The 24,155-nt window shown below is 70.5% G+C and carries 22 protein-coding genes; 10 read left to right on the top strand and 12 right to left on the bottom strand.

The features are described from left to right. The first annotated feature begins 115 nt into the window (after positions 1–115). The gene (locus NLX83_RS36410; RefSeq protein WP_254239816.1) at positions 116–742 is read left to right on the top strand and encodes a TetR/AcrR family transcriptional regulator; all 627 of its coding nucleotides are present in this window, start codon (positions 116–118) and stop codon (positions 740–742) included. Here the strand turns inward: NLX83_RS36410 and NLX83_RS36415 are convergent. Further along, entirely contained in the window at positions 739–1,977 is a 1,239-nt protein-coding gene (locus NLX83_RS36415) for an FAD-dependent oxidoreductase (protein WP_254239817.1), read from the bottom strand. The genes NLX83_RS36410 and NLX83_RS36415 overlap by 4 nt on opposite strands. After that, positions 1,974–2,453: a MarR family winged helix-turn-helix transcriptional regulator gene (locus NLX83_RS36420; RefSeq protein ID WP_254239818.1), complete on the bottom strand. Its 480-nt coding sequence runs from the start codon at positions 2,451–2,453 to the stop codon at positions 1,974–1,976. The genes NLX83_RS36415 and NLX83_RS36420 overlap by 4 nt, the downstream gene beginning before the upstream one ends. Positions 2,454–2,540: 87 nt before the next feature. Between NLX83_RS36420 and NLX83_RS36425 the strand changes: the two genes are divergently transcribed. After that, positions 2,541–3,893 carry an FAD-binding protein gene (locus NLX83_RS36425; RefSeq protein ID WP_254239837.1) on the top strand — a complete coding sequence of 451 codons (1,353 nt, stop codon included), beginning with the start codon at positions 2,541–2,543 and terminating at the stop codon, positions 3,891–3,893. A gap of 213 nt (positions 3,894–4,106) precedes the next feature. Here NLX83_RS36425 and NLX83_RS36430 read toward each other — a convergent pair whose 3' ends face one another. Genes NLX83_RS36430 through NLX83_RS41670 form a run of 3 tightly spaced genes read right to left on the bottom strand, consistent with a single transcriptional unit; the run spans position 4,107 to position 7,197 of the window. Then, complete coding sequence (locus tag NLX83_RS36430; protein WP_254239819.1) at positions 4,107–5,687, bottom strand: ABC transporter permease; 1,581 nt, start codon at positions 5,685–5,687, stop codon at positions 4,107–4,109. Then, positions 5,684–6,568 carry an ABC transporter ATP-binding protein gene (locus tag NLX83_RS36435; RefSeq protein ID WP_254239820.1) on the bottom strand — a complete coding sequence of 295 codons (885 nt, stop codon included), beginning with the start codon at positions 6,566–6,568 and terminating at the stop codon, positions 5,684–5,686. The genes NLX83_RS36430 and NLX83_RS36435 overlap by 4 nt, the downstream gene beginning before the upstream one ends. Next, on the bottom strand, positions 6,565–7,197 hold the full coding sequence (locus NLX83_RS41670; RefSeq protein ID WP_308209447.1) for a TetR/AcrR family transcriptional regulator: 633 nt from the start codon (positions 7,195–7,197) through the stop codon (positions 6,565–6,567). The genes NLX83_RS36435 and NLX83_RS41670 overlap by 4 nt, the downstream gene beginning before the upstream one ends. A gap of 68 nt (positions 7,198–7,265) precedes the next feature. On the opposite strand from NLX83_RS41670, the gene NLX83_RS36445 reads away from it, so the two are divergent. The 3 genes from NLX83_RS36445 to NLX83_RS36455 all read left to right on the top strand — a co-directional run bounded on the left by NLX83_RS36445 (position 7,266) and on the right by NLX83_RS36455 (position 9,355). Continuing rightward, on the top strand, positions 7,266–8,219 hold the full coding sequence (locus NLX83_RS36445) for a DUF5914 domain-containing protein (protein ID WP_254239821.1): 954 nt from the start codon (positions 7,266–7,268) through the stop codon (positions 8,217–8,219). Positions 8,220–8,247: 28 nt separating this feature from the next. Continuing rightward, the gene (locus NLX83_RS36450) at positions 8,248–8,871 is read left to right on the top strand and encodes a flavodoxin family protein (RefSeq protein ID WP_254239822.1); all 624 of its coding nucleotides are present in this window, start codon (positions 8,248–8,250) and stop codon (positions 8,869–8,871) included. 82 nt (positions 8,872–8,953) lie between these two features. Continuing rightward, complete coding sequence (locus tag NLX83_RS36455) at positions 8,954–9,355, top strand: hypothetical protein (protein ID WP_254239823.1); 402 nt, start codon at positions 8,954–8,956, stop codon at positions 9,353–9,355. Here NLX83_RS36455 and NLX83_RS36460 read toward each other — a convergent pair. Genes NLX83_RS36460 through NLX83_RS36475 form a run of 4 tightly spaced genes read right to left on the bottom strand, consistent with a single transcriptional unit; the run spans position 9,345 to position 13,186 of the window. Then, positions 9,345–10,835 carry an FAD-dependent oxidoreductase gene (locus NLX83_RS36460; RefSeq protein WP_374118858.1) on the bottom strand — a complete coding sequence of 497 codons (1,491 nt, stop codon included), beginning with the start codon at positions 10,833–10,835 and terminating at the stop codon, positions 9,345–9,347. The genes NLX83_RS36455 and NLX83_RS36460 overlap by 11 nt on opposite strands. Then, positions 10,832–11,521 carry a class I SAM-dependent methyltransferase gene (locus NLX83_RS36465; protein WP_254239824.1) on the bottom strand — a complete coding sequence of 230 codons (690 nt, stop codon included), beginning with the start codon at positions 11,519–11,521 and terminating at the stop codon, positions 10,832–10,834. Before NLX83_RS36465 ends, NLX83_RS36460 begins: the two co-directional genes overlap by 4 nt. 1 nt (position 11,522) lies before the next feature. After that, positions 11,523–12,260, bottom strand: a complete 738-nt coding sequence (locus NLX83_RS36470) for an SDR family oxidoreductase (protein WP_254239825.1) — start codon at positions 12,258–12,260, stop codon at positions 11,523–11,525. Next, positions 12,257–13,186: a phytoene/squalene synthase family protein gene (locus NLX83_RS36475; RefSeq protein WP_254239826.1), complete on the bottom strand. Its 930-nt coding sequence runs from the start codon at positions 13,184–13,186 to the stop codon at positions 12,257–12,259. Before NLX83_RS36475 ends, NLX83_RS36470 begins: the two co-directional genes overlap by 4 nt. A gap of 287 nt (positions 13,187–13,473) precedes the next feature. Between NLX83_RS36475 and crtI the strand changes: the two genes are divergently transcribed. Beyond that, complete coding sequence (gene crtI / locus NLX83_RS36480) at positions 13,474–14,949, top strand: phytoene desaturase family protein (RefSeq protein ID WP_254239827.1); 1,476 nt, start codon at positions 13,474–13,476, stop codon at positions 14,947–14,949. Here the strand turns inward: crtI and NLX83_RS36485 are convergent. Both NLX83_RS36485 and NLX83_RS36490 read right to left on the bottom strand, forming a co-directional pair. Then, on the bottom strand, positions 14,936–15,556 hold the full coding sequence (locus NLX83_RS36485) for a response regulator (RefSeq protein WP_254239828.1): 621 nt from the start codon (positions 15,554–15,556) through the stop codon (positions 14,936–14,938). The genes crtI and NLX83_RS36485 overlap by 14 nt on opposite strands. Continuing rightward, positions 15,553–16,623 (bottom strand): sensor histidine kinase, encoded by a 1,071-nt coding sequence (locus NLX83_RS36490; protein ID WP_254239829.1) that lies wholly within the window; start codon positions 16,621–16,623, stop codon positions 15,553–15,555. The genes NLX83_RS36485 and NLX83_RS36490 overlap by 4 nt, the downstream gene beginning before the upstream one ends. Before the next feature lie 99 nt (positions 16,624–16,722). Here NLX83_RS36490 and NLX83_RS36495 point away from each other — a divergent pair, with 99 nt between their 5' ends. Then, positions 16,723–17,496, top strand: coding sequence for a CPBP family intramembrane glutamic endopeptidase (locus tag NLX83_RS36495; RefSeq protein ID WP_254239830.1), 774 nt, complete (start codon positions 16,723–16,725; stop codon positions 17,494–17,496). Here the strand turns inward: NLX83_RS36495 and NLX83_RS36500 are convergent. Then, complete coding sequence (locus tag NLX83_RS36500; RefSeq protein WP_254239831.1) at positions 17,463–18,242, bottom strand: SGNH/GDSL hydrolase family protein; 780 nt, start codon at positions 18,240–18,242, stop codon at positions 17,463–17,465. The genes NLX83_RS36495 and NLX83_RS36500 overlap by 34 nt on opposite strands. A gap of 242 nt (positions 18,243–18,484) precedes the next feature. Here NLX83_RS36500 and NLX83_RS36505 point away from each other — a divergent pair, with 242 nt between their 5' ends. The 3 genes from NLX83_RS36505 to NLX83_RS36515 form a co-directional block, all read left to right on the top strand. Further along, entirely contained in the window at positions 18,485–22,093 is a 3,609-nt protein-coding gene (locus tag NLX83_RS36505) for a S8 family serine peptidase (RefSeq protein ID WP_254239832.1), read from the top strand. A gap of 95 nt (positions 22,094–22,188) precedes the next feature. Beyond that, on the top strand, positions 22,189–23,946 hold the full coding sequence (locus NLX83_RS36510) for an AfsR/SARP family transcriptional regulator (protein WP_254239833.1): 1,758 nt from the start codon (positions 22,189–22,191) through the stop codon (positions 23,944–23,946). Between the two features lie 19 nt (positions 23,947–23,965). Further along, the coding region (locus NLX83_RS36515) for a hypothetical protein (RefSeq protein ID WP_254239834.1) at positions 23,966–24,155 on the top strand (190 nt) is incomplete at its 3' end.

Genomic DNA, 24,155 nt, shown 5'->3' on the forward strand with positions numbered 1-24,155 from the left:
TTGCGAGCTACCCGACTTTGATAAGCGGGATTTTCACAAAGTAGCCACCCGAACACGGTCTGACAATCCCCCTGACCACTAAGGTGGTGATCACCAAGACCGCAGGAGGACCGCCATGGCTCGATCGACACGCACCTACCGGGGCGTGCCCGCCGAGCAGCGCAGGGCCGAGCGCCGCACCCGGCTGCTCGACGCCGCGCTGGAGCGCTTCACCACCGAGGGCTACCACGCCAGCCGGATCGAACGGATCTGCACCGACGCCGGGGTGTCGACCAGGAACTTCTACGAGGAGTTCCCGACCAAGCAGGCGCTGCTGCTCACGCTGCACGACCGGATCAACGAGGCCGCGCTGGACCGCGTCGCGAGCGCGCTGGAGCAGCTGACCGGCGAGGACGTGCCGAGCCGGATCGCCACCCTGCTCGACGCGTTCATGGGCAGCGTCACCGCCGATCCCCGGCTGCCCCGGCTGAACTACGTCGAGGCCGTCGGCGTCAGCCCGGAGCTCGAACGCCAGCACCAGGAGTGGGTGGCCAAGTGGGCCGCGCTGATCGAGGACGAGGCCGCGCACGCCGCCTCGGTCGGTCACGCCCCGGTGCGGGACTACCGGCTGATCTCCATCGCCCTGGTCGGTGTGGTGACCGGACTGCTGCGGGAGTGGCAGGCGCACGACACGCTGCGCCCGGTCGAGGAGATCACCGAGGCGATCCGGCACGTCATGGTCGCCGCGATCACCGCGCCCTAGCGGCCGATGTCGGCGAAGGCGCGGCGCTTCAGCGCGGGCACGGCGTCGAGAACGCGGAACGCGGCGCGCCCGGCCAACCGCGCGGCCCTGCCGCCGCTGACGGCCTGCTTGGCCGCGGTCAGCGAGGCGCGCACGGCGGCGAAGCCGTACTCGGTCATCTCCGCCTCGTACTCCGCGATGCGTTCCACCAACGGACGCTCGGCCTCGATCAGCTTGCGGCACAACAACTGTGCGTCGCGGAGCGCGATGTTCGCACCAACGCCGCGGAACGGTGTCATGCTGTGCGCGGCGTCGCCGAGCAGGGTGACCGAGCTGGCCGCCCACTTCGGCACCGGGGCGGCCGAACGGATCGGCAGCAGGGTCGTAGTGTCCACATCGGACAGTGCGACCAACGCGCGCAGCTGTGGCGCCCAGCCAGTGGTCGACCGCAACACGAGGTCGCGGAGTTCCCGAGCGCCCAAGGAATCCAGGTCCTCGCCGAAGTACTCGCGCTTCGCCGAGAACGACCAGAAGACATACGGCGCGGTGTTGTCGAACAACGCGTCCGGGTCGTCCTGATCGTTGACGCCGCCGTCGAAGTCGTGCGGGGCGATGAACATGCCACAGCTCTTGGAGGGCAAAACACTCAGCGGCCCGGCGAGGAACGCGGGCGGGATCAGCTCGCGCCTCTCCTCGGTCAGCATGTACTTGCCCGCGATGGCGACGATCCCGGTGTCGACGCGCTCGGCGTGCGGGAGGTACTGGCCGCGCACCCGCGATCCCGCACCGTCCGCGCCGACGAGGACATCGCCCACGGCCGTGGTCCCGTCAGCGAAATGCGCGGTGACCCGGCCGTCGTCGGCCACCGAGTAGCGCTCGAACTTCCTGTCGAAGCGCACCACGTCTTCCATGCCGGACAACAGGATCTGCCGCAGCGTGATCCGGCTGACGCCGTGGTGGCCGGTGCCGATGGTCTCCTCGTCCAGGTGCAGCAGGCGTTTCAGCCGCTCCGTGACCATCGTGAACTGGTTGCCGCCCTTGCCACTGCTCGCCAGGAACCGCTCGAACGCCTCGGCGGGCAGGCACTCCCGCAGCGCCGCCGCGCCGTCCGGGTTGATGTGAATCCTGAAGCCCTGCAAGCGATCCGTGCGGTGCCGGTCCCGCTCGTAGACCTCGACACCGAGCCCGGCCCCGCGCAGTCCCTGCGCCAGCGCCAAACCCCCGATCCCACCGCCGACGACGATCACCTTGGTCATGTCTCGCTCCACCCGAATCGACGTTTCGCGCGGTACGCGCGCTGGTGTTCGGTCCCCTTCTCGGCCCAGTCCGCGAGCAGGCGCTCCAGCAGTCCGTTCAGGGTGCGGAGGTCCTCGGCCGACCAGTCCGCGACGACCGCGCCGAAGACGTCCACGCCCGCCTGGACGAACTGCCGCACCTGGTCGCGCCCGGCGTCGGTCGCCTCGACCAGCGAGGCCCTGCGGTCGCTGGGATCGGTGGTCACCGCGAGGAAACCCTGCTCGGCGAGCACCTGCACGTGCCGCGTCACCGACGAGGGCAGCACGTCCAGCGCCTCGGCCACCTCGCCGGGCCGGACCTTCCCGCGCTCGGCGGCGATCCGCAGCACGCCCACCCGCACCGGGTCGTAGACCCGCGAGGTGCCCCGGCGCAGCGATTCGCCGAAGCGCTCGACCGTGGCCACCAGGGCCGCGACCTCCGATTTATGTGCTTGCATGAAACAAACGGTAGAACAGTTGTTTCACCGAAGCAAGCATCTGCCGTCCCTAGACTCGGCCAGGTGGCAGCCACCGAGATCCAGGCAGTGACCGACGTTCCCACGACGAACCGCACGCTCACCGGCTGGGGCCGCACGGCTCCCACCACCGCCAAGGTGGTGAGCACCGGCGACGTGGACGAGATCGCCCGCGCGGTGCGCACGGCCGGGCAGCGCGGGGTGATCGCCCGCGGTCTCGGCCGCAGCTACGGCGACTCCTCGCAGAACGCCGGCGGCCTGGTGATCGACATGACCGCGCTCGACAAGATCCACGCGATCAACGTGGACGAGGCGATCGTCGAGGCGGACTCCGGCGTCAGCCTGGACACCCTGGTCCGCCGCCTGCTGCCGTACGGGCTCTGGGTGCCGGTGCTGCCGGGCACCCGGCAGGTCACCGTGGGCGGCGCGATCGCCGCCGACGTGCACGGCGGGAACCACCACACGCAGGGCAGCTTCTGCAACCACGTGCTGTCCATGGACCTGCTCACGGCAAATGGTGAAATCCGCAGGATCACCCAGGACGACGAGCTGTTCTGGGCGACCGCGGGCGGCATGGGCCTCACCGGCGTCGTGCTGCGCGCGACCATCCGCCTCAAGCGCGTCGAGACCTCCTACTTCCTGGCCGACGTCGAGCAGACCGAGAACTTCGACCAGCTGCTGGAACGCTTGCAGGACAACGACGACCAGTACACCTACTCGAAGTCCTGGTTCGACTCGCTGACCACCGGCGAGCGCATGGGCCGGGGCACGCTGCTGCGCGGCTGGCCCGCGAAGCTGGAGGACCTGCCGAAGAAGCTGCGCAAGGACCCGCTGAAGTTCGACGCGCCGCAGCTGCTGACCATCCCGGACATCTTCCCCAACTGGGCGCTGAACAAGCTCACCGCGAAGATCATCAACGAGGCGTACTACCGGATGGGCGCGACGCGCTTCGGCTCGGTGCAGAACATCACCCAGTTCTTCCACCCGCTGGACATGTTCGGCGAGTGGAACCGCGGCTACGGCAGCAACGGGTTCCTGCAGTACCAGTTCGTGGTCCCGTTCGGCCAGGAACCGTTCCTGCGCACCACGATGGAGAAGATCTCCTCCTCCGGCCACATCTCCTGCCTGAACGTGCTCAAGCGCTTCGGCAAGGGCAACGCGGGCCACATCTCCTTCCCGGAGCCGGGATGGACCCTCGCGGTGGACATCCCGATCAAGCCGGGCCTGCACCGGCTGTGCGACGAGCTGGACGAGATGGTCCTGGGCGCGGGCGGGCGGCTGTACCTGGCGAAGGAATCGCGGACGCGCGCGGAGACGATCGAGAAGATGTACCCGCGGATCGAGGAGTGGCGCAAGATCCGCGCCACCGTCGACCCCGAGGGCGTCTTCGCCTCCGACCAGTCCCGCCGACTCGCCCTCTAGCACTCCGCACACCAAGTAAACTCTCCCCATGCGCCGCATTCGCCCGTCCACCCCATCCCCCGCGCGCGCCGTCTAGAGAACCCCGTTTCGTACTCATAACGGGAAAAAGAGCGCTCCAAAAACCCGTTTTGAGTACGAAACGGGATTTTGGGCTGCGCTGGTGAGGTTTCGGGGGGTGTTCACGATCGGTGGGGAGTGCTTGCGGGATACGGCCTAGCCGAAGTCGCGGCGGCGTAGGGCGATGAGGCCGCCGGAGAGCAGCACCGCGGACAACGCGACGAGCACCACGGCCGGGAGCGGGTCGAAAGCGCCTTGGGCGACCGTGTTCGGGATGTAGTGGAACGGTTCGAACGGGGTTCCGCCCCACACCCCGTACAGCGGGCCGACGACCTGGCCGAGGGTCGCCGTCGCCACCCAGGTGATCCACGAGATCGCCACGGCGGCCCTCGGCAGCACCCCGTAGGCGAACACGCAGACCGCGCCGACCAGCCACACGGCGGGCACGGTGCCCATGGCCCCGGCGAAGATGCGCAGGACGTCCGCGGGCCCTCCGACGAGCCAGGCGAAGAACGCGCCGAACACGAGCCCGGCGACGGCCAGCAACGCGGCCGTGCCGAGCCCGGCGACCACCAGCTGCCCTGCTGCCCAGTGCAGCCGGGTCGCGGGCGTCGCCTGGACGATCTCCGCACTACCACCGCGTTCCTCCGCACGCAGCCGCTGCACCATCAGCACCGGGTACAGCGCGATGACGTGCGCGAAGATCAGGATCAGCGGCCACAGCGCGGCGTCGAGCGCGGTTCCCGCCGGGTTGCCGAAGGCCGCGATGAGGTGCACCGCCGCGGGCACCTCGCCTAGCTGGTGCCCCAGGGTGCTCATCCCACCGGCGGCCGCGGCGAAGATCGCGGTCCCGGCCGCCCACTTGGCCAGCAGCCCCCGGTTCAGCCGCCACGACAGGCTGATCGGGCCGCGCAGGTGCGGTGCCTCCGCACGTCCCGCCCGCGCCGGGATCAGCCCTTCGCCGAGATCGCGCCGCTCCAGCAGCAGGTGGGCGACCGCCGAAAGCACCGCCGCGACCGCGATCGTGACCGCGAGCATCCACCACCGGTTCGTCTTGTACGGCTCGACCAGGTGGCTCCAGCCGATCGGCGAGACGTACTTCATCCACAGCTGCCCGCTCGCGTCGCCCGCGTACCGCAGCACGTAGGCGGCTCCGAGCACGGACATCGCGACAACCCTTGCGGTACGGGCGTTTCCGGCGAGCTGTGCGGCGACCGCACCAACTCCGGCGAACACCCACCCCGCGACGACGATGGCCGCCCCGTAGGCGATCGACCCCACCGGGTCGAGGCCGGTCATGATCAGCACGAGCGCCGTCGCCGCTCCTCCTGCCAGGCTGCCCGCGCCCGCGACCAGCAGCGCCGCGTGCAAACCGGTGTGGCGGCCGACCACCCCGGCGCGCACCAGCTCGGCCCGCCCGGAGTCCTCGTCCGCGCGGGTGTGCCGGACCACGGCGAGCAACGCGGCGAGTCCGCTTGCCACATAAAGGAATCCGCCGCTGCGCCACGACGAGAGCACGCCGAGGTCGGCTTCCACCGTGCCGCCGCCCAGCGCGCGGAAGAAGGCGTTGCGGTTGAGGATCTCGACGTAGGTCGCCTTCAGCTCGGGTGTGCCCATGTTCCGTTCGATGTAGGCGACCAGCACGACCGCCAAGGTGGTGAGCAGGAGGATCCACCACGGCGCGATGCCTCGTTCCCGGCGCAGCGCCAACCGGAACAGCGGCGCGGTCCCGTTCACCGTGCCGACCTGTCGTAGTGGCGCAGGAACAGCTCTTCCAACGTCGGTGGGCGGCCGGTGAAACCCTTGACCCCCAAGGAACTGAGCTGCCCCAGCACGGCGTCGAGCGCGTTGTTGTCCACGGCGAGGCGCACCTTGTCACCGCTGACGTGCAGGTCGTGCACACCCGGCAGACCGGCGAGCCCGTCGGCGGGCCGGACGAGCTCGGCCTCGATGGAGGTGCGGGTCAGGTGCCGCAGCTCGGTGAGCGTGCCGGTGTCCACGGCCCGCCCGTCCCGGATGATCGTGACCCGGTCGCACAGCGCCTCCACCTCGGAGAGGATGTGGCTGGACAGCAACACGGTCTGGCCGCGCCGCTCGGCGATCACCTCGCGGAAGACCGCTTCCATCAGCGGGTCCAGCCCGGAGGTGGGCTCGTCGAGGATCAGCAGCTCCACGTCGGCGGCGAGCGCGGCGATCAGCGCGACCTTCTGCCGGTTGCCCTTCGAGTAGGCGCGGCAGGCGGTGCGCGGATCGAGGTCGAAGCGCTCGACCAGTTCCTGTCGCCTGGCCCGGTCGGCGCCGCCGCGCAGGCGCGTGAGCAGGTCGATCACCTCGCCACCGGACAGGTTCGGCCAGAGCGTCACCTCGCCCGGCACGTAGGCGAGCCTCCGGTGCAGCTCGGTCGCGTCCCGCCACGGGTCGCCCCCGAGGAGCCTGGTCGTGCCCGCGTCCGTGCGCAGCAATCCGAGCAGCACCCGGATCGTGGTGCTCTTCCCCGCGCCGTTCGGCCCGAGGAAGCCGTGCACCTCGCCCGCGCGAACGCTGAGGTCGAGCCCGTCCAGCGCGGTGGTGCGGCCGAACCGCTTCACCAGCCCGCGCACCGCTATCGCTTCCGTCATCGCCGTTTCCTCGGCTTCCCCGGCAGGCGGGCGCGCATCGCGGCCGCCTCGTCCGGACTGAGCATCGGGTGGGAGTGGAGGTCGAGCAGGACGCGGGCCAGCAGGTCCTCGCCGTCGGGGCTGAACACGTCCACCCCGAGGCCGCGCGAGACGTGCTCGTGCAGCATCGTCACGGCCAGGGCCATCGCCGTGCTCACCGTCGCCCTGGCCTGCCGAGTGACGACCGGGCGGTCGGAGCGCTTCTTGTCGGCCTCGGCCATCCAGTCCGCGCTCAGCTCCACGACCTTGTCGAACAGCGGCTCGGCCCGCCCTTCGACCAGCGCACGGCGGATGTAGTCCCGGTACGGCCCCACCGCGGCCAGCGACACCGAGACGTAGTTGACCTCCCCCGGCGCCGGGTCGGCGCGGACCCGGTCGTTGATCTCCGAGACCATCCGCGCCAGGTGGGCGTCGCACGCGTCCCGCAACGCCTCCTTCGACCCGAAGTGGTGCCGCACCAGCCCCGACGACACCTCCGCGGTCGCGGCGATCCCCCTGATCGTCGCCCGGTCGAACCCGTGCTCGCCGAAGTGCCGCAGCGCCGCGTCGCGGATCCGCGCCCGTGCGGTGAGGTCCTCTCGACTATCCACGCGTGCAGCGTACTACACATGCGTGTAGTCAGCTGGAAGCCCGGCCGCGGCGGGCCTAGGGTCGGGGGATGAGCTGGCCGAAGAACTGGCCGATCCGGCCCATCTCCCCGCCGCCGTGGGCACGGCAGGAGCCGACGTGGCGCGGCGCCAGGCCCGGTCTGATCGCCGCGGCCCTGGACCGGGCGCTCGCCAAGCCCTCCGGCAACTGGTTCGTGCTCGCCGCCAGCTCCGAGATCACCGCGGCGCGGCCGTTCGGCAGGCACGTCGCCGGGCAGGAGCTGGTGGCGTGGCGGGCTCCTGACGGGGAGCTGCGCGTGGGTCCGGGCGCGTGCCCGCACCTCGGCGCTCCCCTCTGCGACGCGGCCGTGGACGGCGGCGCCCTGGTGTGCCGTTGGCACGGAATGTCGTTGGGAGACAAGCAAACTGCTGGTTGGGCGCGGTATCCCGCACACGACGACGGAGTGCTCGCGTGGGTGCGGCTGGACCGCGTCGGCGGCGAGGAACCGTTGGACGCGCCCGTGCTGCCAGCGCGTCCACCGCAAGGGGCCATCTCCGCGGTGGCGACCGTGCTCGGCCGGTGCGAGCCCGAGGACGTCGTGTTCAACCGGCTCGATCCGTGGCACGGCGCGTGGTTCCACCCGTACTCCTTCGCGGAGCTGCGCGTGCTGGACGCGAGCGACTTCCTCGTGGAGGTCACTTTCCGGCTCACCAAACGGATCGGGGTGCCCGTGATCGCGCGGTTCAGCTGCCCCGAGCCGCGCACGGTCGTCATGCACATCGTGGAGGGCGAGGGCGTTGGCAGCGTCGTGGAAACGCATGCGACTCCCATCGGCCCGGCAAGGACCGCGGTGATCGAAGCGACCATCGCGCACTCCGCGCGGCCAGGATTCGCCTACGCGCGACGGATGGCCGGGGCGGTGCGACCGGCGATGCGTTGGGCGGCGAAGCGGTTGTGGCGCGACGACATCGCCTATGCGGAGCGGCGCTTCGAACTCCGCAAGAACGGGCGCTGGCCCGGATAGGCGGGCGCGGGGCGGGTACCCGGGCCGCATGACACTGCGCGCACTGGTGCTGAACTGCACTTTGAAGAAGTCCCCTGCCGAGTCCAACACCGAGCAGTTGGCGTCAGTCGTCGTCACCGAACTGGAGAAGCTGGGCGTCGCCGTGGAGGAGCTGCGGCTCGTCGACCTCGGCATCCCGCCCGGCGTGGACACCGACCTCGGCGCGGGCGATCCGTGGCCCGCCGTGCACGACAAGCTGCTCAGCTCCGAGATCCTGGTGTTCGCGACGCCGACGTGGGTCGGGCACCCGTCGTCGATCGCCCAGCTGGCGCTGGAGCGGATGGACGCGATGATCTCCGAGACCGACGACGAGGAGCGGCCGGTCGCCTACAACCGGGTCGCCGGGGTGGTCGTGACCGGCAACGAGGACGGCGCCCACCACGTGATCAGCGAGCTGGCCGGAGGGCTCGGTGACATCGGCTACACGATCCCCGGCCAGGCGTGGACGTACTGGAACCGCGGGCCGGGGCCTGGACCGTCCTATGCGGACACTGGCTCGGACACTGATGACGGCAAGGACTGGTCACACAGCACCGGTCGGGCGATGGCGGGGAACCTGGTCGCTGTGGCAGCAGCCCTGCGTGACCAGCCGATTCCCCCACCGAGAAGTTGATCACACGATCGTGTGAGTACGCGGGCTCCGCCGACAGGGTAGAACCGATGCCGCCACCCAACACGCCCCCAGGAGTCCCCCCATGCGCGCACTGGTGCTCGACTGCACGCTCGACGGCCGCTCGGAGCACGCCGTCTGCTCGGACCTGCGCTCCTGGGGTGTGAACGTCGACTGCCTGCCCGCCACCGACGTGCCGGTCTCGGTCGAGGAGTACTCGGTGCTCGTGGTCCTCACGCCCAGCTGGCTGGGGCAGCCGTCGCGGCTCGCGCAGCGGGTGCTCAGTCAGCTACCCAGTGCCAATCGGACAACGGTGGCCGGTGTGGTGGCGCTCAGCGAGCTGGCCGAAGGGCAGTGGATGCGCACGACTCTGTCCTGGCACCTGTGGAATCTCGGTTACACCGTCCCGGTTCGACCGACCGCGGCGTACTTCGTGCGCACCGCCATCCAGGCGCGTCGCAACCGCGCGCTGACCGCTACTGGCTGAACCGCGCGGCGAGAGCGCGCAGCGGCGCCCATCGGCCGGCGACCGGAACAGTCCACAGTGGATGACCACGAACGCCGAACAGCTCCAGGAGCAGGTTCGCGGCGTGCGTTCCAGTGGTCGCCGCACGCTCCATCAACGCGACAGGGAGGTCGATGCGCACGAGATCTCCGGCCAGCACCAAGCCTTCCTGCGGCGTTGCCACGGTCGGCCGGTGCGCGAATCCGCCCGGCGGGAACAGCGGGCAGTCCTCGCGCAGCTCGTGACGCTCGTCGATGATCCGCGCTTCGGCAGTTTCCGGGTAGACGCGGTGCAGCTCCGCCAGCAACCTGTCGCGCGCATCGTCCACAGTGGTCAGTGCATAGCCGTGCAGCTCAACGACCGAACCACCCGTGCGCGCGGCCCAGGAGCGGGACTCTCCTTCGTAGCGGTTGAGCACGCTGATGTTGTCGAGCGGACCATATCCACTCGTACCAAGGAATCCTGGCCTCTCGGGGCGCACCGGCCGATCGAGCCACAACCGCGACACGAGAAACGGCGGTGCTGTGCGGAGGTCGTTGATCCGCGCGCGCCAGGCTTCGTCCCCGATCGTCGGCGACCGGTCGATCAGCCCGCGCAGCCCTGGCACGTCCACCGCGAGGACCACTCCGTCGACTTCGAGGCCGTCCACTGCAAAGCGGCGGGAGCCGCCGATCGCGATCGATTCCACTGCTGTGCCAAGGCGAATCTCCGCACCGCGGTTGCAGAGGTAGGCGCCGAGCGGTTCCCACAGGGTCGCGAACGAGTCGGCCGCGACGTCGAAGACCAGGCCCTCGCTGGAACCGAGGAAGTACAGGTGGAACATCGTAGCCAGCTCGGCCGCGGACAACTCGGTCGGTGCCGCGAAGAAGCTGCGGGAGAACACCTCGAACGCCAGATGCCTTGCGGCGGGCGGGAAACGCAGCTGCTCCAGGAACTCGGCGGCGTTGATGTGGTCGAGCTTGTCGTAGGTTCCCGGAACGCGCACGTCCACCAGCGGCAGGGCCGCGCGGGCGTTGAGGCGGGAGAGGTCGCGCAGGGTGAACGTGGGGCTGTTCAACGCGAAGGCGACAGCGTTGAACGGCGGGGTTTTCGGCAAGCTCTGAAAGGTGTCGCGGTAGCCGTCGCTGTGCACCAGCGGGTAGTCCAGCATCGGGGTGAGCCGTGACAGCATCGGATCGGTGCGGCGCAACAGGTCGCGGAGGTTGTAGTACTGGCGGAAGAACGCGTGGAACCCCCGGTTCATGGAGACCTGGGAACCGTCCGCCAGGATCGTCGGCCAGCCGCCGACGCGCCCGCCCAGGTACTGCTCGCGCTCCAGCAGAACGACCCGGACTCCGCGCTCCACCAACGCCGTCGCCGCCGCGAGGCCCGCGATTCCGCCGCCCACAACGGCGACGACGCGATCGGTCGCGGTCGCTCGGCCCGGGCGTGCGCGGTGCAGGACGGCACGGCGGTCCCTCACCGCAGTGTCCTCCTGGCGAAGAACGTGTGCGCGACGCCGCGCTGCCAGCCCGACATGCTTCCGGTTCGGATGGTGTCGAAACCGTTGCTGGACAAGCGGTTCTCGAAGTCGATCACTCCGTCGAAGTCCAGTACGCTGCGCCACAGGTAGCGGTAGAGCGAGGCGTCCCCGGAGGTCAGGCGGCCCGCCGGGATGATCACCGTCCAGCACACCGCCGTCCACACCGCCTTGGCGAGCACCGAATCCGCGACGGAGTACTCGTGCGCGACGAACGGGGCTCCCGGCCGCAGCAGCTTGCGGATCGTGCGCAGGCCGCCGTCGATGTCAGGCAGGTTCCGGACCAGGTAGGCGGCGAAGATCCCGTCGAAGGACCCATCGATCTTCAGGTCCTCGACGCGCGAGTGCACGAAGCTGACCGTGGGAGGCCAGTCCTTTTCCTTGGCGCGGGCCAACATTCCCGCCGATCCGTCCACGGCCACGATCTCCGCTTCCGGAGCGGCTCGCAGCAGCGCGGCCGTCGAGGCGCCCGTCCCGCAGCCGAGGTCGAGCAGGCGCTGTCCTCTCCCCCGAGCCGGAATTCCCATGCGGCGCGCCGACAGCCGTAGCTGTGCGTGGTAGCCGGGGTTCGCGCCGACCAGGCGGTCGTAGGCCGCCGCGGCCTTGTCGAAACCCTCGGTGACCCGCATGTCAGAGACCGCCCGCGATCCTGATCGTGGTGCCCGTCGTGAACGAGGCGTCCGGCGAGAACAGCCACGACACCGCGCCCGCGATCTCCTCCGGCTGCCCGGAACGGCCGAGCGGGATGCGGCTCGCGACGCGGTTGGGGCGGTCCGGGTCCCCCATGTCCGCGTGGATTCTGGTGTGCACCGTGCCCGGCGCGACGCCGTTCACCCGGATGCCGTCCTTGGCCAGTTCCTTTGCCAGGCCAACGGTCATCGCGTCCGTGGCCGCTTTGCTCGCGGCGTAGTGCACGTACTCGCCGGGGCTGCCCAGGGTCGCGGCGGCCGAGGAGATGTTGACGATCGCCCCACCGCGTCCGGCCATGTCCTTGGCCGCGCGGCGCGCGCACAGCAGGTAGCCGAAGACGTTGACGTCCAGCACCTGCCGCAGGTCCTCCGTGCTCGTGTCCACCAACGCGCCGAGTTTCCCGGTCACACCAGCGTTGTTGACCAGTCCGGAGATCGGCCCCAGCTCCGCGGCGGCGGTGTCGAAGAGGCGTTCGACGTCCGCCTCCACCGCGGTGTCCATCGCGACCAACAGCGATCGGCCGTCGCGCTCGGCGACCTCCTTGGCCACGGCCGCCGCGGCCTCGCGGTCGCTGCGGTAGCCGATCACCACGTCGTGCCCGTCCGCGGCCAGCCGGACGCAGATGGCGGCGCCGATGCCCCGGCCGCCGCCGGTGACGATGGTGATGGGACGGCTCATCGCGCTACCTCCTGGAGACCACGGGTGATCAGGGCCGCTCCGGCCACGGCGAGTCTACGCATCCTGGGCACGGCGACCCGGCCAGCGAACACGTCGTAGTCCGCGGCCACGAGCTCGTCGAGAATGCCGCTGTAGAGCCGAAAAGCCGTGCGGATGCAGGGCCGGGACTCCGGCGCGAGCAGCTCGATCCCCGGCTCGGCCGCCCGGTAGTCGGCGTAGTTCAACGCGATCAGGTGCGCCAGCGCGGCGCGCACGGCCCGGTCGGCCCCGCCGCGCGCCTGGCACCAGCGGAGGCGGTCGCGGTCCACGCCGAACGCCCCCAGTTCCGCCAGCGGCAGGTAGATCCGGCCGCGGTCCAGGTCCTCGGACACGTCCCGGAGGAAGTTGGTGATCTGGAAGGCCACGCCGAGCCGCGCGGCGTAGGGCTCGGCCTCCTCACGCGGGCCGACCGTGCCCAGGACCGGCAGCATCTGCAGGCCGATCACCTCGGCGGAGCCTCGGACGTAGCAGCCCAGATCGGCGAACGTGGCGTACTCGGTGACCGTCAGGTCCATCCGCATCGACGCCATGAAGTCGGTGAACAGCCCGTGCTCCAGGCCGAAGCGTTCGATCGTGTCGATGAGCGCCGACAGCACCGCGTGCCCGCTCTCGCCCTCTTTCAGCGCGTGCGCCAGGCACTCGTCCAGCTCGTCCAGCGCTCTTGCGCTGTCCTCAGTGTCCACTGTGGACGGATTGTCAACGAGCTCGTCCGCCCACCTGGCGAACCCGTACAGCGCGTGCACCGCGGGCCGCCGCGCCGGGCTGAGCAGCCTGGTGGCGAGGAAGTACGTCCGACCGTGGCGGGCGTTGAGCGCGCGGCAACGCAGGTACGCCCGCCGGAGCCGGGGTTCGGTGATCCCGGCCGCGTCGAGCTCGCGGCTGCCCATCCTGGCCCCTCCTCCGGCGGTGTCCCTCACCCGCCACGCTATCCGCCCCCACCCCTCCCCACCGGCCGGGCCACCACATGACCGCCGTGGTTGGGGCGTCTTCAAGTACGCCGTACCCCCTTCCCAGCGGTCGCTAACTGCCACTAACCCCGGGGTTAGTAGCGGTTTGAGACCGCGGAGGCCGGGGTTTGGTGGTCTTGAAGACGTCCCAACCTCGCTGGGACATACGCTGAGTGGAGAGGCGCTGAGTGGAGAGAGGTTGGGTGGGGAGGTTGGTGAGGAGGAGTGTGCGGGAGGTGACGGGGCGGTCTGATCACGTGGTGGTGGTCGGGGCGGGGCTGGCCGGGTTGTCGGCGGCGCTGCACCTGCTCGGCGCGGGCCGCCAGGTCACGGTGGTGGAGCGCGACGGGGTCCCGGGCGGTCGGGCGGGACGGCTGGACCTGGGCGGATACCGCTTCGACACCGGGCCGACGGTGTTGACGATGCCGGAGCTGCTCGACGAAGCCCTCGCCGCGGTCGGTTCGAGCCTGCGCGAGCACGTCGAGCTGGTGCCGCTGCACCCGGCCTACCGCGCGGAGTTCGCGGACGGCACGAGCATCGACGTGCACACCGACGCCGACGCGATGGAAGCCGAGGTCAGGCGCGTCGCGGGGCCGGAAGAGGCAGCGGGCTACGCGCGGCTGCGCAAGTGGCTGACCGACCTGTACGAGGCCGAGATCGACACGTTCATCGGCGCGAACTTCGACTCACCGCTGGACCTGCTCGGGCCCGAACTCGTCAGGCTGGCCAAGCTCAAAGGATTCGGCAGGCTCGGACCGGCGATCGGGCGGTTCGTGCGCGATGAGCGGCTGCGCCGGATCTTCTCGTTCCAAGCCCTCTACGCGGGTGTCGCGCCGCAAAAAGCGCTGGGCGCGTACGGAGTGATCGCGTACATGGACACCGTCGCGGGGGTCTGGTTCCCGAAGGGCGGAATGCGCGCGATCCCGGACGCCCTCGCGAACGCCGCGACCACCGCGGGCGCGAAGTTCCACTACGACACCACGGTGAAGAGCCTGGAACGCAGCGCGGATCGAATCACCGCCGTGCACACGGAGAACGGTGAGCGCATCCCCTGCGACGCGGTCGTGCTGACACCGGAGCTGCACTCCTCCTACCGACTGCTGGGCCACACCCCGAAACGCCCCGTGAAGCTCCGGTACTCACCGTCAGCCGTGGTGCTGCACGCGGGCTCCACGGGGAGTTGGCCACGGCTCAGACACCACACGATCTCGTTCGGCCGGGAGTGGAGCCGGACCTTCACGGAGATCATCGGCCGCGGCGTGCCGATGTCCGACCCGTCGTTGCTGATCACGCGGCCGACCGCAACCGACCCCGGGCTGGCCCCCTCCGGCAAACAGGCTTACTTCGTGCTCGCCCCCTGCCCGAACCTCCAGGCCGGACAGCTCGACTGGGCCCGGATCGGCCCGCGCTACCGGGACGAGCTGGTCGCGACGCTGGAAGCGCGCGGGTTGACCGGCTTCGGCGCGGGCATCGAGGTCGAGCGACTGGTCACGCCCGCCGACTGGGCGGCGATGGGGCACGCGGCCGGAACCCCGTTCGCGACGGCGCACACCTTCGCCCAGACCGGCCCGTTCCGCCCGGCCAACCTGGTCGGCGGCACGGCGAACGCGGTGCTGGCCGGGTGCGGGACGACGCCGGGGGTCGGGGTGCCGCCGGTGCTGATCTCCGGCAGGCTCGCCGCGCGGCGGATCACCGGCCGCTGAACCGCAGCGCCAGCCGCACCCGATCGCGCAGGCCGAGCTTGCGCAGCACCGCGGAGACGTGGTTCTTCACCGTGCCCTCGGTGATGAACAGGGCAGCGGCGATCTCCGCGTTGGTCGCGCCCGCGCCGACCAGCCGCGCCACCTCCAGCTCCCGCGCGGTCAGCGAACCGTCCACTGTGGAGGGGCGGCGCACGTCGGCCATCAGCCGGGCCGCCGCCGCGGAACCGAGCACGGTCTCGCCGCGCGCCGCCTTGTGGATCGCCGCGACCAGCTCGTCCGGTGACGTGTCCTTGAGCAGGTAACCGCGAGCGCCCGCGCGGATCGCCCCGAACAGGTAGTCGTCCTCGTCGAAAGTGGTCAACACCAGTGCGGCGACGCCGGGAAACCGCGCGGTCAGCTCCGCGATCAGCGCGACGCCGTCCATCCCCGGCATCCGCGCGTCCACCAAGGCGACCGCCGGGCGGCAGTCCGGGATCAGCGCGAGCGCGTCGGCTCCGTCGGCTGCGGTGCCGACCACCTCGATGTCATCCTCGATCTCCAGGAGCTTGGACAGCCCTTGCCGCATCAGCACCTGGTCATCGACGATCAGCACGCGCACCGGTGTCATGCGGGAAGCTCCGCTCGCACAGAGAATCCCCCGCCCGCCGAGTTGCCCGCCACGAGCGTGCCCCCGACCGCGCGAGCGCGTTCGGCCAAAGTGGACAGTCCGAATCCTGGCGATGCCTCGGCCCCGTGCCCGTCGTCGCGCACCTCGAACACCACGCGCCCCTCCTCGAAGCTCAACGTCGCCGTCGCGCTGTCGGCGTTCGCGTGGCGCAGCGCGTTGGTCAGCCCTTCCTGAAGCATCCGGTACAGCACGAGCTCGACATCCGGATCAAGCGGGCGTTCGGCGCCCTCCACGACGAACCGCACGGTGATCCCGGTGCCGTCGAAGGACCTCGCCAGCTCGGCGAGGGCGGCGCCGCCGAGCCGTCCGTCCAGCGCGAGCGGGCGCAGCGCGCGTACCCACCGCCGCGCCTCGGTCAGCGCTTCGACGGTCAACTCCTTGGCCTGGCGGACTTCCGCCCACGCCCGCTCGGGATCGCGGTCGCGGAAGCGCTCGGCGTTCTCCAGGCCGACCTTGATCACCGTCAGGTGGTGCCCGGTGGAGTCGTGCAGGTCGCGGGCCATGCGCGCGCGTTCCTCCGCCACGGTGAGCTCCCGGACGCGTTGGCGCGACGCCCGCGCCTCGTTGACCGCCGAAGCCAGCCCGAGCATGCAGGCGAACATCGTGCCGAGCGAGATCGCCTGGGACAACGAGCTCGCCCACGTCGCCCCGGCCAGTGTCGGCGCCGTCACCAGCATCGTGATCAACAGCGCGGCCGAGAGCACCGCACCGACCCGGAGTCCGAAGAGGAACACGAGATTCGCCAGCGCCACAACGAGAAGCGGCCCCTCCGTGCCATAACCACCGAGCACCGTGACGGCGATGCAGACGCCGAAGAACACCGGCCCGACGAACCTGCGGCTGGAGCCCGGGTCCCACGGCAGCACGAGCCACACCGCGACGAGCACCGCGAGCGCGATCGCCTGCGGGATCGGCCCGGCCCACCCCAACTCGGCGCCGGTCGCGTACCGCACCACCGGGACGGCGACCACCACCCAGAACACCACGCTGAACAACAGGGGTCTCACAGCGTCGACAGTAGAGCCGTTCACCCATGACCGTGGTCATGTCTTACCCGTGTCCCCGGCTCGATGTGCGGCGCGCGCGGCCGCCTTAGCGTCGTCCGCATGATCGATGAACACCGTGCACGCCTCCCGTGGGGAGCGCGCGTTGTCCTGCCGGTACTGGGTTTGTTCGCCCTCGTCCTCGGTGTCGGGCCGACGTTGACCAAGCCGTTGGGCATGCTGCCCGCGCTGCTGGTCATCTGCGTCGGCGCGCTGCTCCTTGCCTACAGCCTCCAACGGTTCGTCGACCGCGCACCGTGGTCGGGCCTCGGCATCACGTTCAACCTGAGGTCCGTGGCCCATCTTCTCCTCGGTGTGCTGCTCGGAGCCGCCGTGATGGCCGTGGCGCACGTGTTCTACGTGCTGTTCGGCCTCGCCGAGTGGCGAGCGGGCTTCCGGCTGGACGGCGTGTGGCTGGCGCTGTTGGGAGTTCTGCTCAGCCAGGCGTTCCCGGAGGAGGTGCTCTTCCGCGGCTACCTGTTCGGCACGGTGCGCCGCGAACGTCCACTATGGACAGCGGTGGTGGTCTCCTCCCTGGTGTTCGGCTCCATCCACATCTTCTCTTCCGGCGGCACGCACAACTTCTTCGAGCAGGTGCTCTACATGTTGATGGCGTGCGGCTTCGGGTTCGCGCTCGCGGCGTGCCGGGCGGCGACCGGCACGGTGTGGCTGGCGGTCGGCTTCCACACCGCGCACAACGTCTTCAGCAAAGCGTTCACCGTGACCAATCCCGGGCTGTACGGCTGGGAGATCGTGGTGCACGGCCTCGTGCTGCTGGCACTGGGCCTGCTCTGGCTCCGGGCTCAGCCGAGGAGCGCGGTCAGCGCGGGCAGGTAGCCCTTGGCGTGCCCCAGGCGGTTCGGGTGGTAGGAGTCGTCGGCGGGCAGGCCGGGCTCGTTGAGCCACGGGGCGCGCGAGCACAGTTCGTGCCCGGCGAACGCGGTCCGCCCGTCGAGGAACGCGAACCCGGCTGCCGCGGCGCGGGCGGAGATCACCCCGGCGAGGGAGTCGGTGATCGCGACGACCTCGGCGCGGCGGGACCGGGTGAGCACGTCGCAGGTCCGGCCCGGCTCGAAGATCCTCGGGTAGCCCACCACGACGACCTTCGCCGACGGGGCGGCCTTCCGGACCGCGGCGTAGGTGGCGTCGAGCTTGCCCGCCAGGGTGGTGGCGATCGTCTTCACCGCGTTGGCGAGGATGCGGTCGCAGCCCGCCTTGGAGCCGATCGTGCACTCCCGCATCGCCGCCGGGGCACCGATGTCGTTGCCACCGATGGAGATCGTGACGAGCGTTGTCTTCGCGGACAGCGCCTTGATCTGTCCATTGAGGACGTCCTTGGTCGTGGCGCCGGAGCACGCGACGGACGCGTAGCTCGCGACGGCGTTCGCGGCGGCCCACAGCGCGGAGTAGGCCAGCGGCCCGCGCGCGCAGTCCCCGGAGTCCCGGTAGTAGCGCGCGGTCCCCTGCCCGGAGGCGAACGAGTCGCCGAGCGCGACGTAGTGCGCTCCCTGGGCCGGAGTGGCGGCGAGCAGGACCGGCATCACCGACGCCATGGCCAGTGCGGCGAAACGGGATGAGCGCATGACGACCTCCGAAAGGGAACGCTTTCGACCTGATTACCAGCGCGCCCGGTTCCGCCGAAACACACGACCAGGTGACCTGATCAGTGGCAAGCGTCGCGAAAGGACAGGTTCTACCCGGATGGCCCAGCCTTGACCAGCGCGAATGGTTGACGCAGCCGAGGGGTTTTTAGTTCGTCGCGCAACTTCCACCGGTCAGCCCGAAAGGCGGGAACGCGGGGTGTGAAGTCGGGCAAGAAGGAAGCATGACCCGAAGAACACGGATTGCCGGAGTGGCCGTCGCGGTCTCCGTGGTGGCCGGTGTGCTCACCACGACGCCCGCGACGGCCGCCCCCGCGCCACCGTCCGGCTCGGCCCATCTCGTCACCCTGATCACCGGTGACCGCGTCCGCGCACAGGAGCGCGCTGACGGGCAGTGGTCGCTCACCCTCGACAACCCCGGGAAGACCGAGCGCTACAGCCAGTTCCAGGCGCGGCGCGGCGGTGTCACCGACTGGTACCTGATGCCCGAGGAAGCCTCCCGGCTGGTCTCGGCGGGCACGGTGGACCGCGAGCTGTTCAACATCACCGGCCTGATCCGCCAGGGCTACGACGACGCGCGCACGGACTCCATCCCACTGCTGGCGGAGTTCCCGGAGCAGGTCAGGGCGGCGTCCCCGCCCGGGGGCACCGTGACGCGCGCGCTGCCGGAGCTGAACCTGGCGTCGGTGGCCGAGCGCAAGCGGGACGCCGCGGAGTTCTGGCGCTCGCTGACCGCGTCCGGTCGGGCGTTGCAGGGACCGCGCAAGGTGTGGCTCAACGCCAAGATGCAGGCGTCGCTGGACGTCAGCGTGCCCAAGGTCGGCGCGCCCGCGGCCTGGCAGTCCGGCTTCACCGGCAAGGGCGTCACCGTCGCCGTGCTCGACACCGGCGCCGACGCCGCACACCCCGACCTCACCGGGAAAGTGGGGCCCGCCAAGGACTTCTCCGGCAAGGGCAACACCGGCGACGGCCACGGGCACGGCACGCACGTCGCCGCGACGGTCTCGGGTGTCGGCGCGAAGTTCAAGGGCGTCGCGCCGGACGCCACGCTGGCGATCGGCAAGGTGCTCGACGACAGCGGCAGCGGCTCCTTCGACGCGGTCCTCGCGGGCATGCACTGGGCCGCGGCCGAGGTGAAGGCCAAGATCGTCAACATGAGCCTCGGCAGCTACCCCACCGACGGCACCGACCCGGTGTCGCGGGCGGTGAACACGTTGAGCGGCAAGCACGGCACGCTGTTCGTGATCGCCGCGGGCAACTTCGGCGCCGACCAGTCGATCGGCTCACCGGCCACCGCCGATGCCGCGCTCGCGGTCGGCAACACCACCAAAGCCGACCGGCTCAGCCCCAGTTCCAGCCGCGGCCCTCGCCTCGGTGACGGCGCGCTGAAGCCGGAGATCGCCGCGCCGGGCACGGACATCGTGGCCGCCAAGGCGAAGGGCACGCAGCTCGGCGAGCCGGTCGGGGAGCACCACGTCCGGCTCACCGGCACCTCGATGGCCACCCCGCACGTCGCGGGCGGAGCCGCTTTGCTTGTGCAGCAACACCCGGACTGGTCCGGTGACCGGATCAAGTCCGCGCTGGTCAGCTCCGCCGCGCCCGCCGGTGACCTCGGCGCGTTCGCGGTCGGCGGTGGCCGCCTCGACCTGGCGCGCGCGACCAGGCAGCAGGTGCAGGCGCTCAGCGCGTCGGTGAACGCGTACCTGCGCTGGCCGTCCAAGGACAAGCAGAAGCGGAAGCTGACCTACCGCAACGACGGCGCGGCCCCCGTCACGCTCGCGCTCGACCTGAAGATCCCGGGCGCTCCGGCCGGGCTCGCCACCTTGAACACCAACACGATCACCGTCCCCGCCAAGGGAACCGCGGACGTCGAGCTGACCGCGACCCCGCGCTCCGGCAAACCCGGGAACCACGGCGGAGTTCTCGTGGCGTCCACTTCGGACGGTGCGGCGCAGGTGCGCACGCCGGTCGCGGTGCACGACGAGCCGGAGATGCACGATCTCAAGATCGAAGCATTGGACCGCAAGGGAAACCCGGCCCAGAACGCCACGTTCACGCTGATCAACCCCGAGACCGGCGACCGGCTCGGCGGCGCCGCCGGTGAGCCGATCCGGGTCGCGCCCGGCACGTACACGGTCACCGGCTACGTCGACACCCCCGGCGAGACGGCGATGGGCACCGTCGCGAACCCGAACGTCCGGGTCGGCGACGGCGCCACCACGGTCCGCTTCGACATGCGCAAGGGCAAGCAGGTCACGCTGACCACCGACCAGACCGGGGCGCGGCCGGAACTCTGGACGCAGCGGTTCACCACCAAGGTGAAGGGCTACGACTACCCGTTCAGCAACCTCCTGTTCGCGCACCCCAGGTTCACCACCGTCTACACCTACTCCGAGCCGGGCGTGACCTCGCCGAACTTCGGCTACTCCAACGATTTCGGCGTGCGCCAGTCGCAGTTCGAGTTCTGGGCCGAGACGCCGAAGCGCTTCGAGGTCGCCGCGTACCCGTTCGACGGGCCGCAACAGCCCAACGGCACCGTGCGGCACAAGACCGTGCACGGCGGCCAGGGCACGGCGCAGGACCTCGCGGGCATCGACGCCAAGGGCAAGCTCGTCGTGCTCGACCTGCCGGAGAACATCAGCCGGGACGAGATGCTAAAGCGGGTCCTCGCGACGCAGAAGGCCGGTGCCAAGGCGATCGGTCTGCTGCCCGTCGCCCCGGCCCTGACCAAGAACGCCGAGCCGATCACCGTTCCCGTGGTGGTCTTCACCGGCGACAGCGGCAAGCAGTTCTCCGCCGCGGTCAAGGCGGGCGGCGTCGAGGCATCGGTCATGACCAATACCGGAAACGCGCACCGGATGGAGCTGTCGTTCCCGAGCGTGGGCCGGGTGCCGGACCAGCTCGCCTACGACGTGAAGACCCGGGATCTCGCGTCGGTGCGCACGGCCTACCACGCCTACGACAACGCGCCGCTCACCAGGAGTTTCGCCAAGCGGGAGTGGCCGTTCGGTGACACGGGCACGCAGGTCATGGACCCGGTGCCCGCACAGACCGAGCGCGTGGAGTACTTCACGCCGGGCACGTGGAACCTGTTCCTCGGCGGGCCGTACAACTCGGCGTCGCTTTCGGAGCGGATCACGTTGGAGGCGGGCAAGTCCTACAACCTGGCGTGGGACATCCCCGTCGCCGGACCGGGTTTCGCGGGCAAGACCAGCAGTGTGCTGGGGAAGAACCACCCGTGGGCCTGGCGCAACCGGAACCTCCTGGACGTGACCATCCCGGTGTTCTCCGACGGTGCCGGGCGTTCGAGGACCGCCGCGAGCACCGACACGGGCAAGACCAGCCTGTACGCGGGAGACAAGCTCGTGGGGACGCAGGAGCTGCCCGGGCGCGGCACGTTCGTCGTGCCCAACGACGAGCAGCGCTACCGGCTGACCACGTCGGTCACCCGGCAGGTCTCTTCGACGAAGATCGAAGCCGCGTGGACCTTCGCTTCGGGCTACGCGGAAGGTGACGCGCTGCCGTTGCTGGCGGTTCGCTACGCACCCGCGGTGGATCTGCGCAACCGGGCACCGGGCGGCAAGGAGTTCTCCTTCCCCGTGCGGGTGCAGGCCCAGGACGCCAAGATCACCGCCGACAAGCTGGAGGTGGAGATCTCCTACAACGACGGCGGCACATGGCAATCGGTCCAGCTCGCCCGCGAGGGCGACCACTGGAAGGCCACCGTCACCCACCCGGCCTCCGGCCACGCGTCGCTGCGGGCCAAGGCATCCGACGCCGACGGCAACACCGTGGAGCAGACGATCGTCCGCGCATACCAGATCGGAGGCTGATGCCAGCGCCGGAAAGAATTTCCTGAAGCTCTGAACGTTGGGGACTTGGCATCCGTAGTGCCGGATACGTGCGTTTCCAACGTGAAGGGGCAGGAATGGACTTCCGGGTGCTCGGTCCCGTCCTGGTTCGCGACCTCGTCCTCGGTGCGGGCAAGCACCGCGCCGTGCTCGCGGTGCTGCTGCTGGAGGCCAATCGGGCGGTCCGGATCGAGCGGCTGGTCGACCTGCTCTGGGCCGACCAGCCGCCCGAGCGGGCCCGGAACCTGGTGTCCGGCTACGTCTCCAAGGTGCGCAAGGCGCTCGACGGCCGGACCGACGTCCGGGTCGAGACCTGGCGCGGCGGGTACCGGCTGGTCGTCCCCCCGGACTCGGTGGACCTGTACCGCTTCCGCCGTCTGGTCCAGGAAGCCCGGGGGGGCACCGGCGACCACGCCGTCGTCGACGTGCTGTCGGAGGCGCTGGCCCTGTGGACCGGGCCCGCGCTGGTCGACGTGGACCTGCCGGGGCTGGCGCCCTCGGTCACCGAGGCACTGGAACAGGAACGCGTCGCGGCCTTCGAGGAGCTGGTCGACGCGCGGCTGCGGATCGGCGCCGACACCGATCTGCTGCGCAGGCTCGGCGAAGCCGTCGACGCGCACCCGTTCCGCGAACGGCTCGTCGGCCAGCACATGACCGCGCTCGCCCAGTGCGGCAGGCCCGCCGAGGCCCTCGCCGCCTACCGGCGCTGCGCCGACGCCCTGCGCGACGAGCTCGGCGTCGCCCCCGGCGCGGCGCTGCGCGAACTCGAACGAGCCGTCCGCGCCGACGCCTTCACTCCCCCCGCTCCCCGGCTCCGCCCGGCGCAACTGCCCGCCGACCTCGCCGATTTCACCGGCCGCACCGAGGAACTGGCCGCGCTCACCCCCGGCGAGGGCCCGCTGGTGATCACCGGCATGCCCGGGACCGGCAAGACCGCCCTGGCCGTGCACTGGGCGCACCGCATGCGCGAACGGTTCCCCGACGGCCAGCTGCACGTCGACCTCCGCGGCGAGGTCACCCCGCGCCAGGCCCTGCTCCGGCTGCTCGACGGACTGGGGGTGCGGCCGGAGCAGGGCGACGAGCGCGCACTCTCCGCCCTGTTCCGGTCCACTGTGGACGGCAAGAAGCTGTTGCTGCTGCTCGACGGCGCCACCAGCACCGCCCAGGTCCGACCCCTGCTCCCCGGCTCGCCGTCCTGCCAGGTGATCATCACCAGCTCTCGGCGGCTCGACGGCCTCGCGCTCCGCTGCGGGGTAAGATCGTTGCGGTTGGGCGGTTTTCGCTCCGCAGACTCCGTCGCGCTGCTCCAGTCCCTGCTCGGCGAGCGCGCGCTCCGCGACCCCGTCTCCGTGCGCCGCCTGGCAACCCTGTGCTGCGGCCTCCCCGTAGCCGTGCGCACCGCCGCCGTCCGGCTCGCCGCGCACCCCACGTGGCCCGTGGCCCACCTCGTCGAGCACATGGCCGACGAGGAGCGGTGGGCCACCTCCCTGACCCTGCCAGAGGACGACGGCTCCTTCCTCGCGTCCGCTTTCCAGGAGCTGCCCGACGGCGCGCGTTCACTGCTCGGCTACTTCGGCCTGCTGCCGCGCGAGGAACTCGGCGCATCCGCGTTGACCACGTTGACGAATCGGCCTCAGCGGTGGGTGGAGGACGGCCTCGCCGCTCTGCACGATGCGCACCTCTTGCTGGAGACGGTGCCAGGGGTGTATCGCTTGCCGACAGTGGTTCGGTTGTCCGTCAAGCCTTTTCTTCCCGCACGGGAGGTGGCGGCGGAGGCTTTGGAGCGGTGGCGGTATCCGGGGGTGGTGCGGCTCTTCGCGGTCGACTCGGCGTGAGGTTGGGTTTTCTGGTCGTGTGGCTTCCAGCTTGCGCGGGCTGGGCTTCCAGCTTGCGCGGGCTGAGCTTCCAGCGTTCGCGGGCTGCGACTTCCAGCGGAGTTGGCTGGGCTTCCAGCGTGGGGCGCTGGACTTCCAGCGGTGGGTCGGCTTGACCTGGGGCCCCTTGCGCGTGCCCTTGGGCCTCTCGGGGGCACGGGATGAAACCC

This window comes from Allokutzneria sp. A3M-2-11 16 (assembly GCF_024213555.1).
Taxonomy (GTDB): domain Bacteria; phylum Actinomycetota; class Actinomycetes; order Mycobacteriales; family Pseudonocardiaceae; genus Allokutzneria.

What these genes read in the sequence shown, in the direction of transcription:
- NLX83_RS36435 (WP_254239820.1), bottom strand. Translation starts at nt 6,568, where the DNA reads ATGACGGAAGCGATAGCGGTGCGCGGGCTGGTGAAGCGGTTCGGCCGC.
- NLX83_RS36475 (WP_254239826.1), bottom strand. Translation starts at nt 13,186, where the DNA reads ATGGGCAGCCGCGAGCTCGACGCGGCCGGGATCACCGAACCCCGGCTC.
- NLX83_RS36415 (WP_254239817.1), bottom strand. Translation starts at nt 1,977, where the DNA reads ATGACCAAGGTGATCGTCGTCGGCGGTGGGATCGGGGGTTTGGCGCTG.
- NLX83_RS36465 (WP_254239824.1), bottom strand. Translation starts at nt 11,521, where the DNA reads ATGCGGGTCACCGAGGGTTTCGACAAGGCCGCGGCGGCCTACGACCGC.
- NLX83_RS36455 (WP_254239823.1), top strand. Translation starts at nt 8,954, where the DNA reads ATGCGCGCACTGGTGCTCGACTGCACGCTCGACGGCCGCTCGGAGCAC.
- NLX83_RS36420 (WP_254239818.1), bottom strand. Translation starts at nt 2,453, where the DNA reads ATGCAAGCACATAAATCGGAGGTCGCGGCCCTGGTGGCCACGGTCGAG.
- NLX83_RS36495 (WP_254239830.1), top strand. Translation starts at nt 16,723, where the DNA reads ATGATCGATGAACACCGTGCACGCCTCCCGTGGGGAGCGCGCGTTGTC.
- NLX83_RS36470 (WP_254239825.1), bottom strand. Translation starts at nt 12,260, where the DNA reads ATGAGCCGTCCCATCACCATCGTCACCGGCGGCGGCCGGGGCATCGGC.
- NLX83_RS36445 (WP_254239821.1), top strand. Translation starts at nt 7,266, where the DNA reads ATGAGCTGGCCGAAGAACTGGCCGATCCGGCCCATCTCCCCGCCGCCG.
- NLX83_RS36510 (WP_254239833.1), top strand. Translation starts at nt 22,189, where the DNA reads ATGGACTTCCGGGTGCTCGGTCCCGTCCTGGTTCGCGACCTCGTCCTC.
- NLX83_RS36500 (WP_254239831.1), bottom strand. Translation starts at nt 18,242, where the DNA reads ATGCGCTCATCCCGTTTCGCCGCACTGGCCATGGCGTCGGTGATGCCG.
- NLX83_RS36410 (WP_254239816.1), top strand. Translation starts at nt 116, where the DNA reads ATGGCTCGATCGACACGCACCTACCGGGGCGTGCCCGCCGAGCAGCGC.
- NLX83_RS36485 (WP_254239828.1), bottom strand. Translation starts at nt 15,556, where the DNA reads ATGACACCGGTGCGCGTGCTGATCGTCGATGACCAGGTGCTGATGCGG.
- NLX83_RS36450 (WP_254239822.1), top strand. Translation starts at nt 8,248, where the DNA reads ATGACACTGCGCGCACTGGTGCTGAACTGCACTTTGAAGAAGTCCCCT.
- NLX83_RS36505 (WP_254239832.1), top strand. Translation starts at nt 18,485, where the DNA reads ATGACCCGAAGAACACGGATTGCCGGAGTGGCCGTCGCGGTCTCCGTG.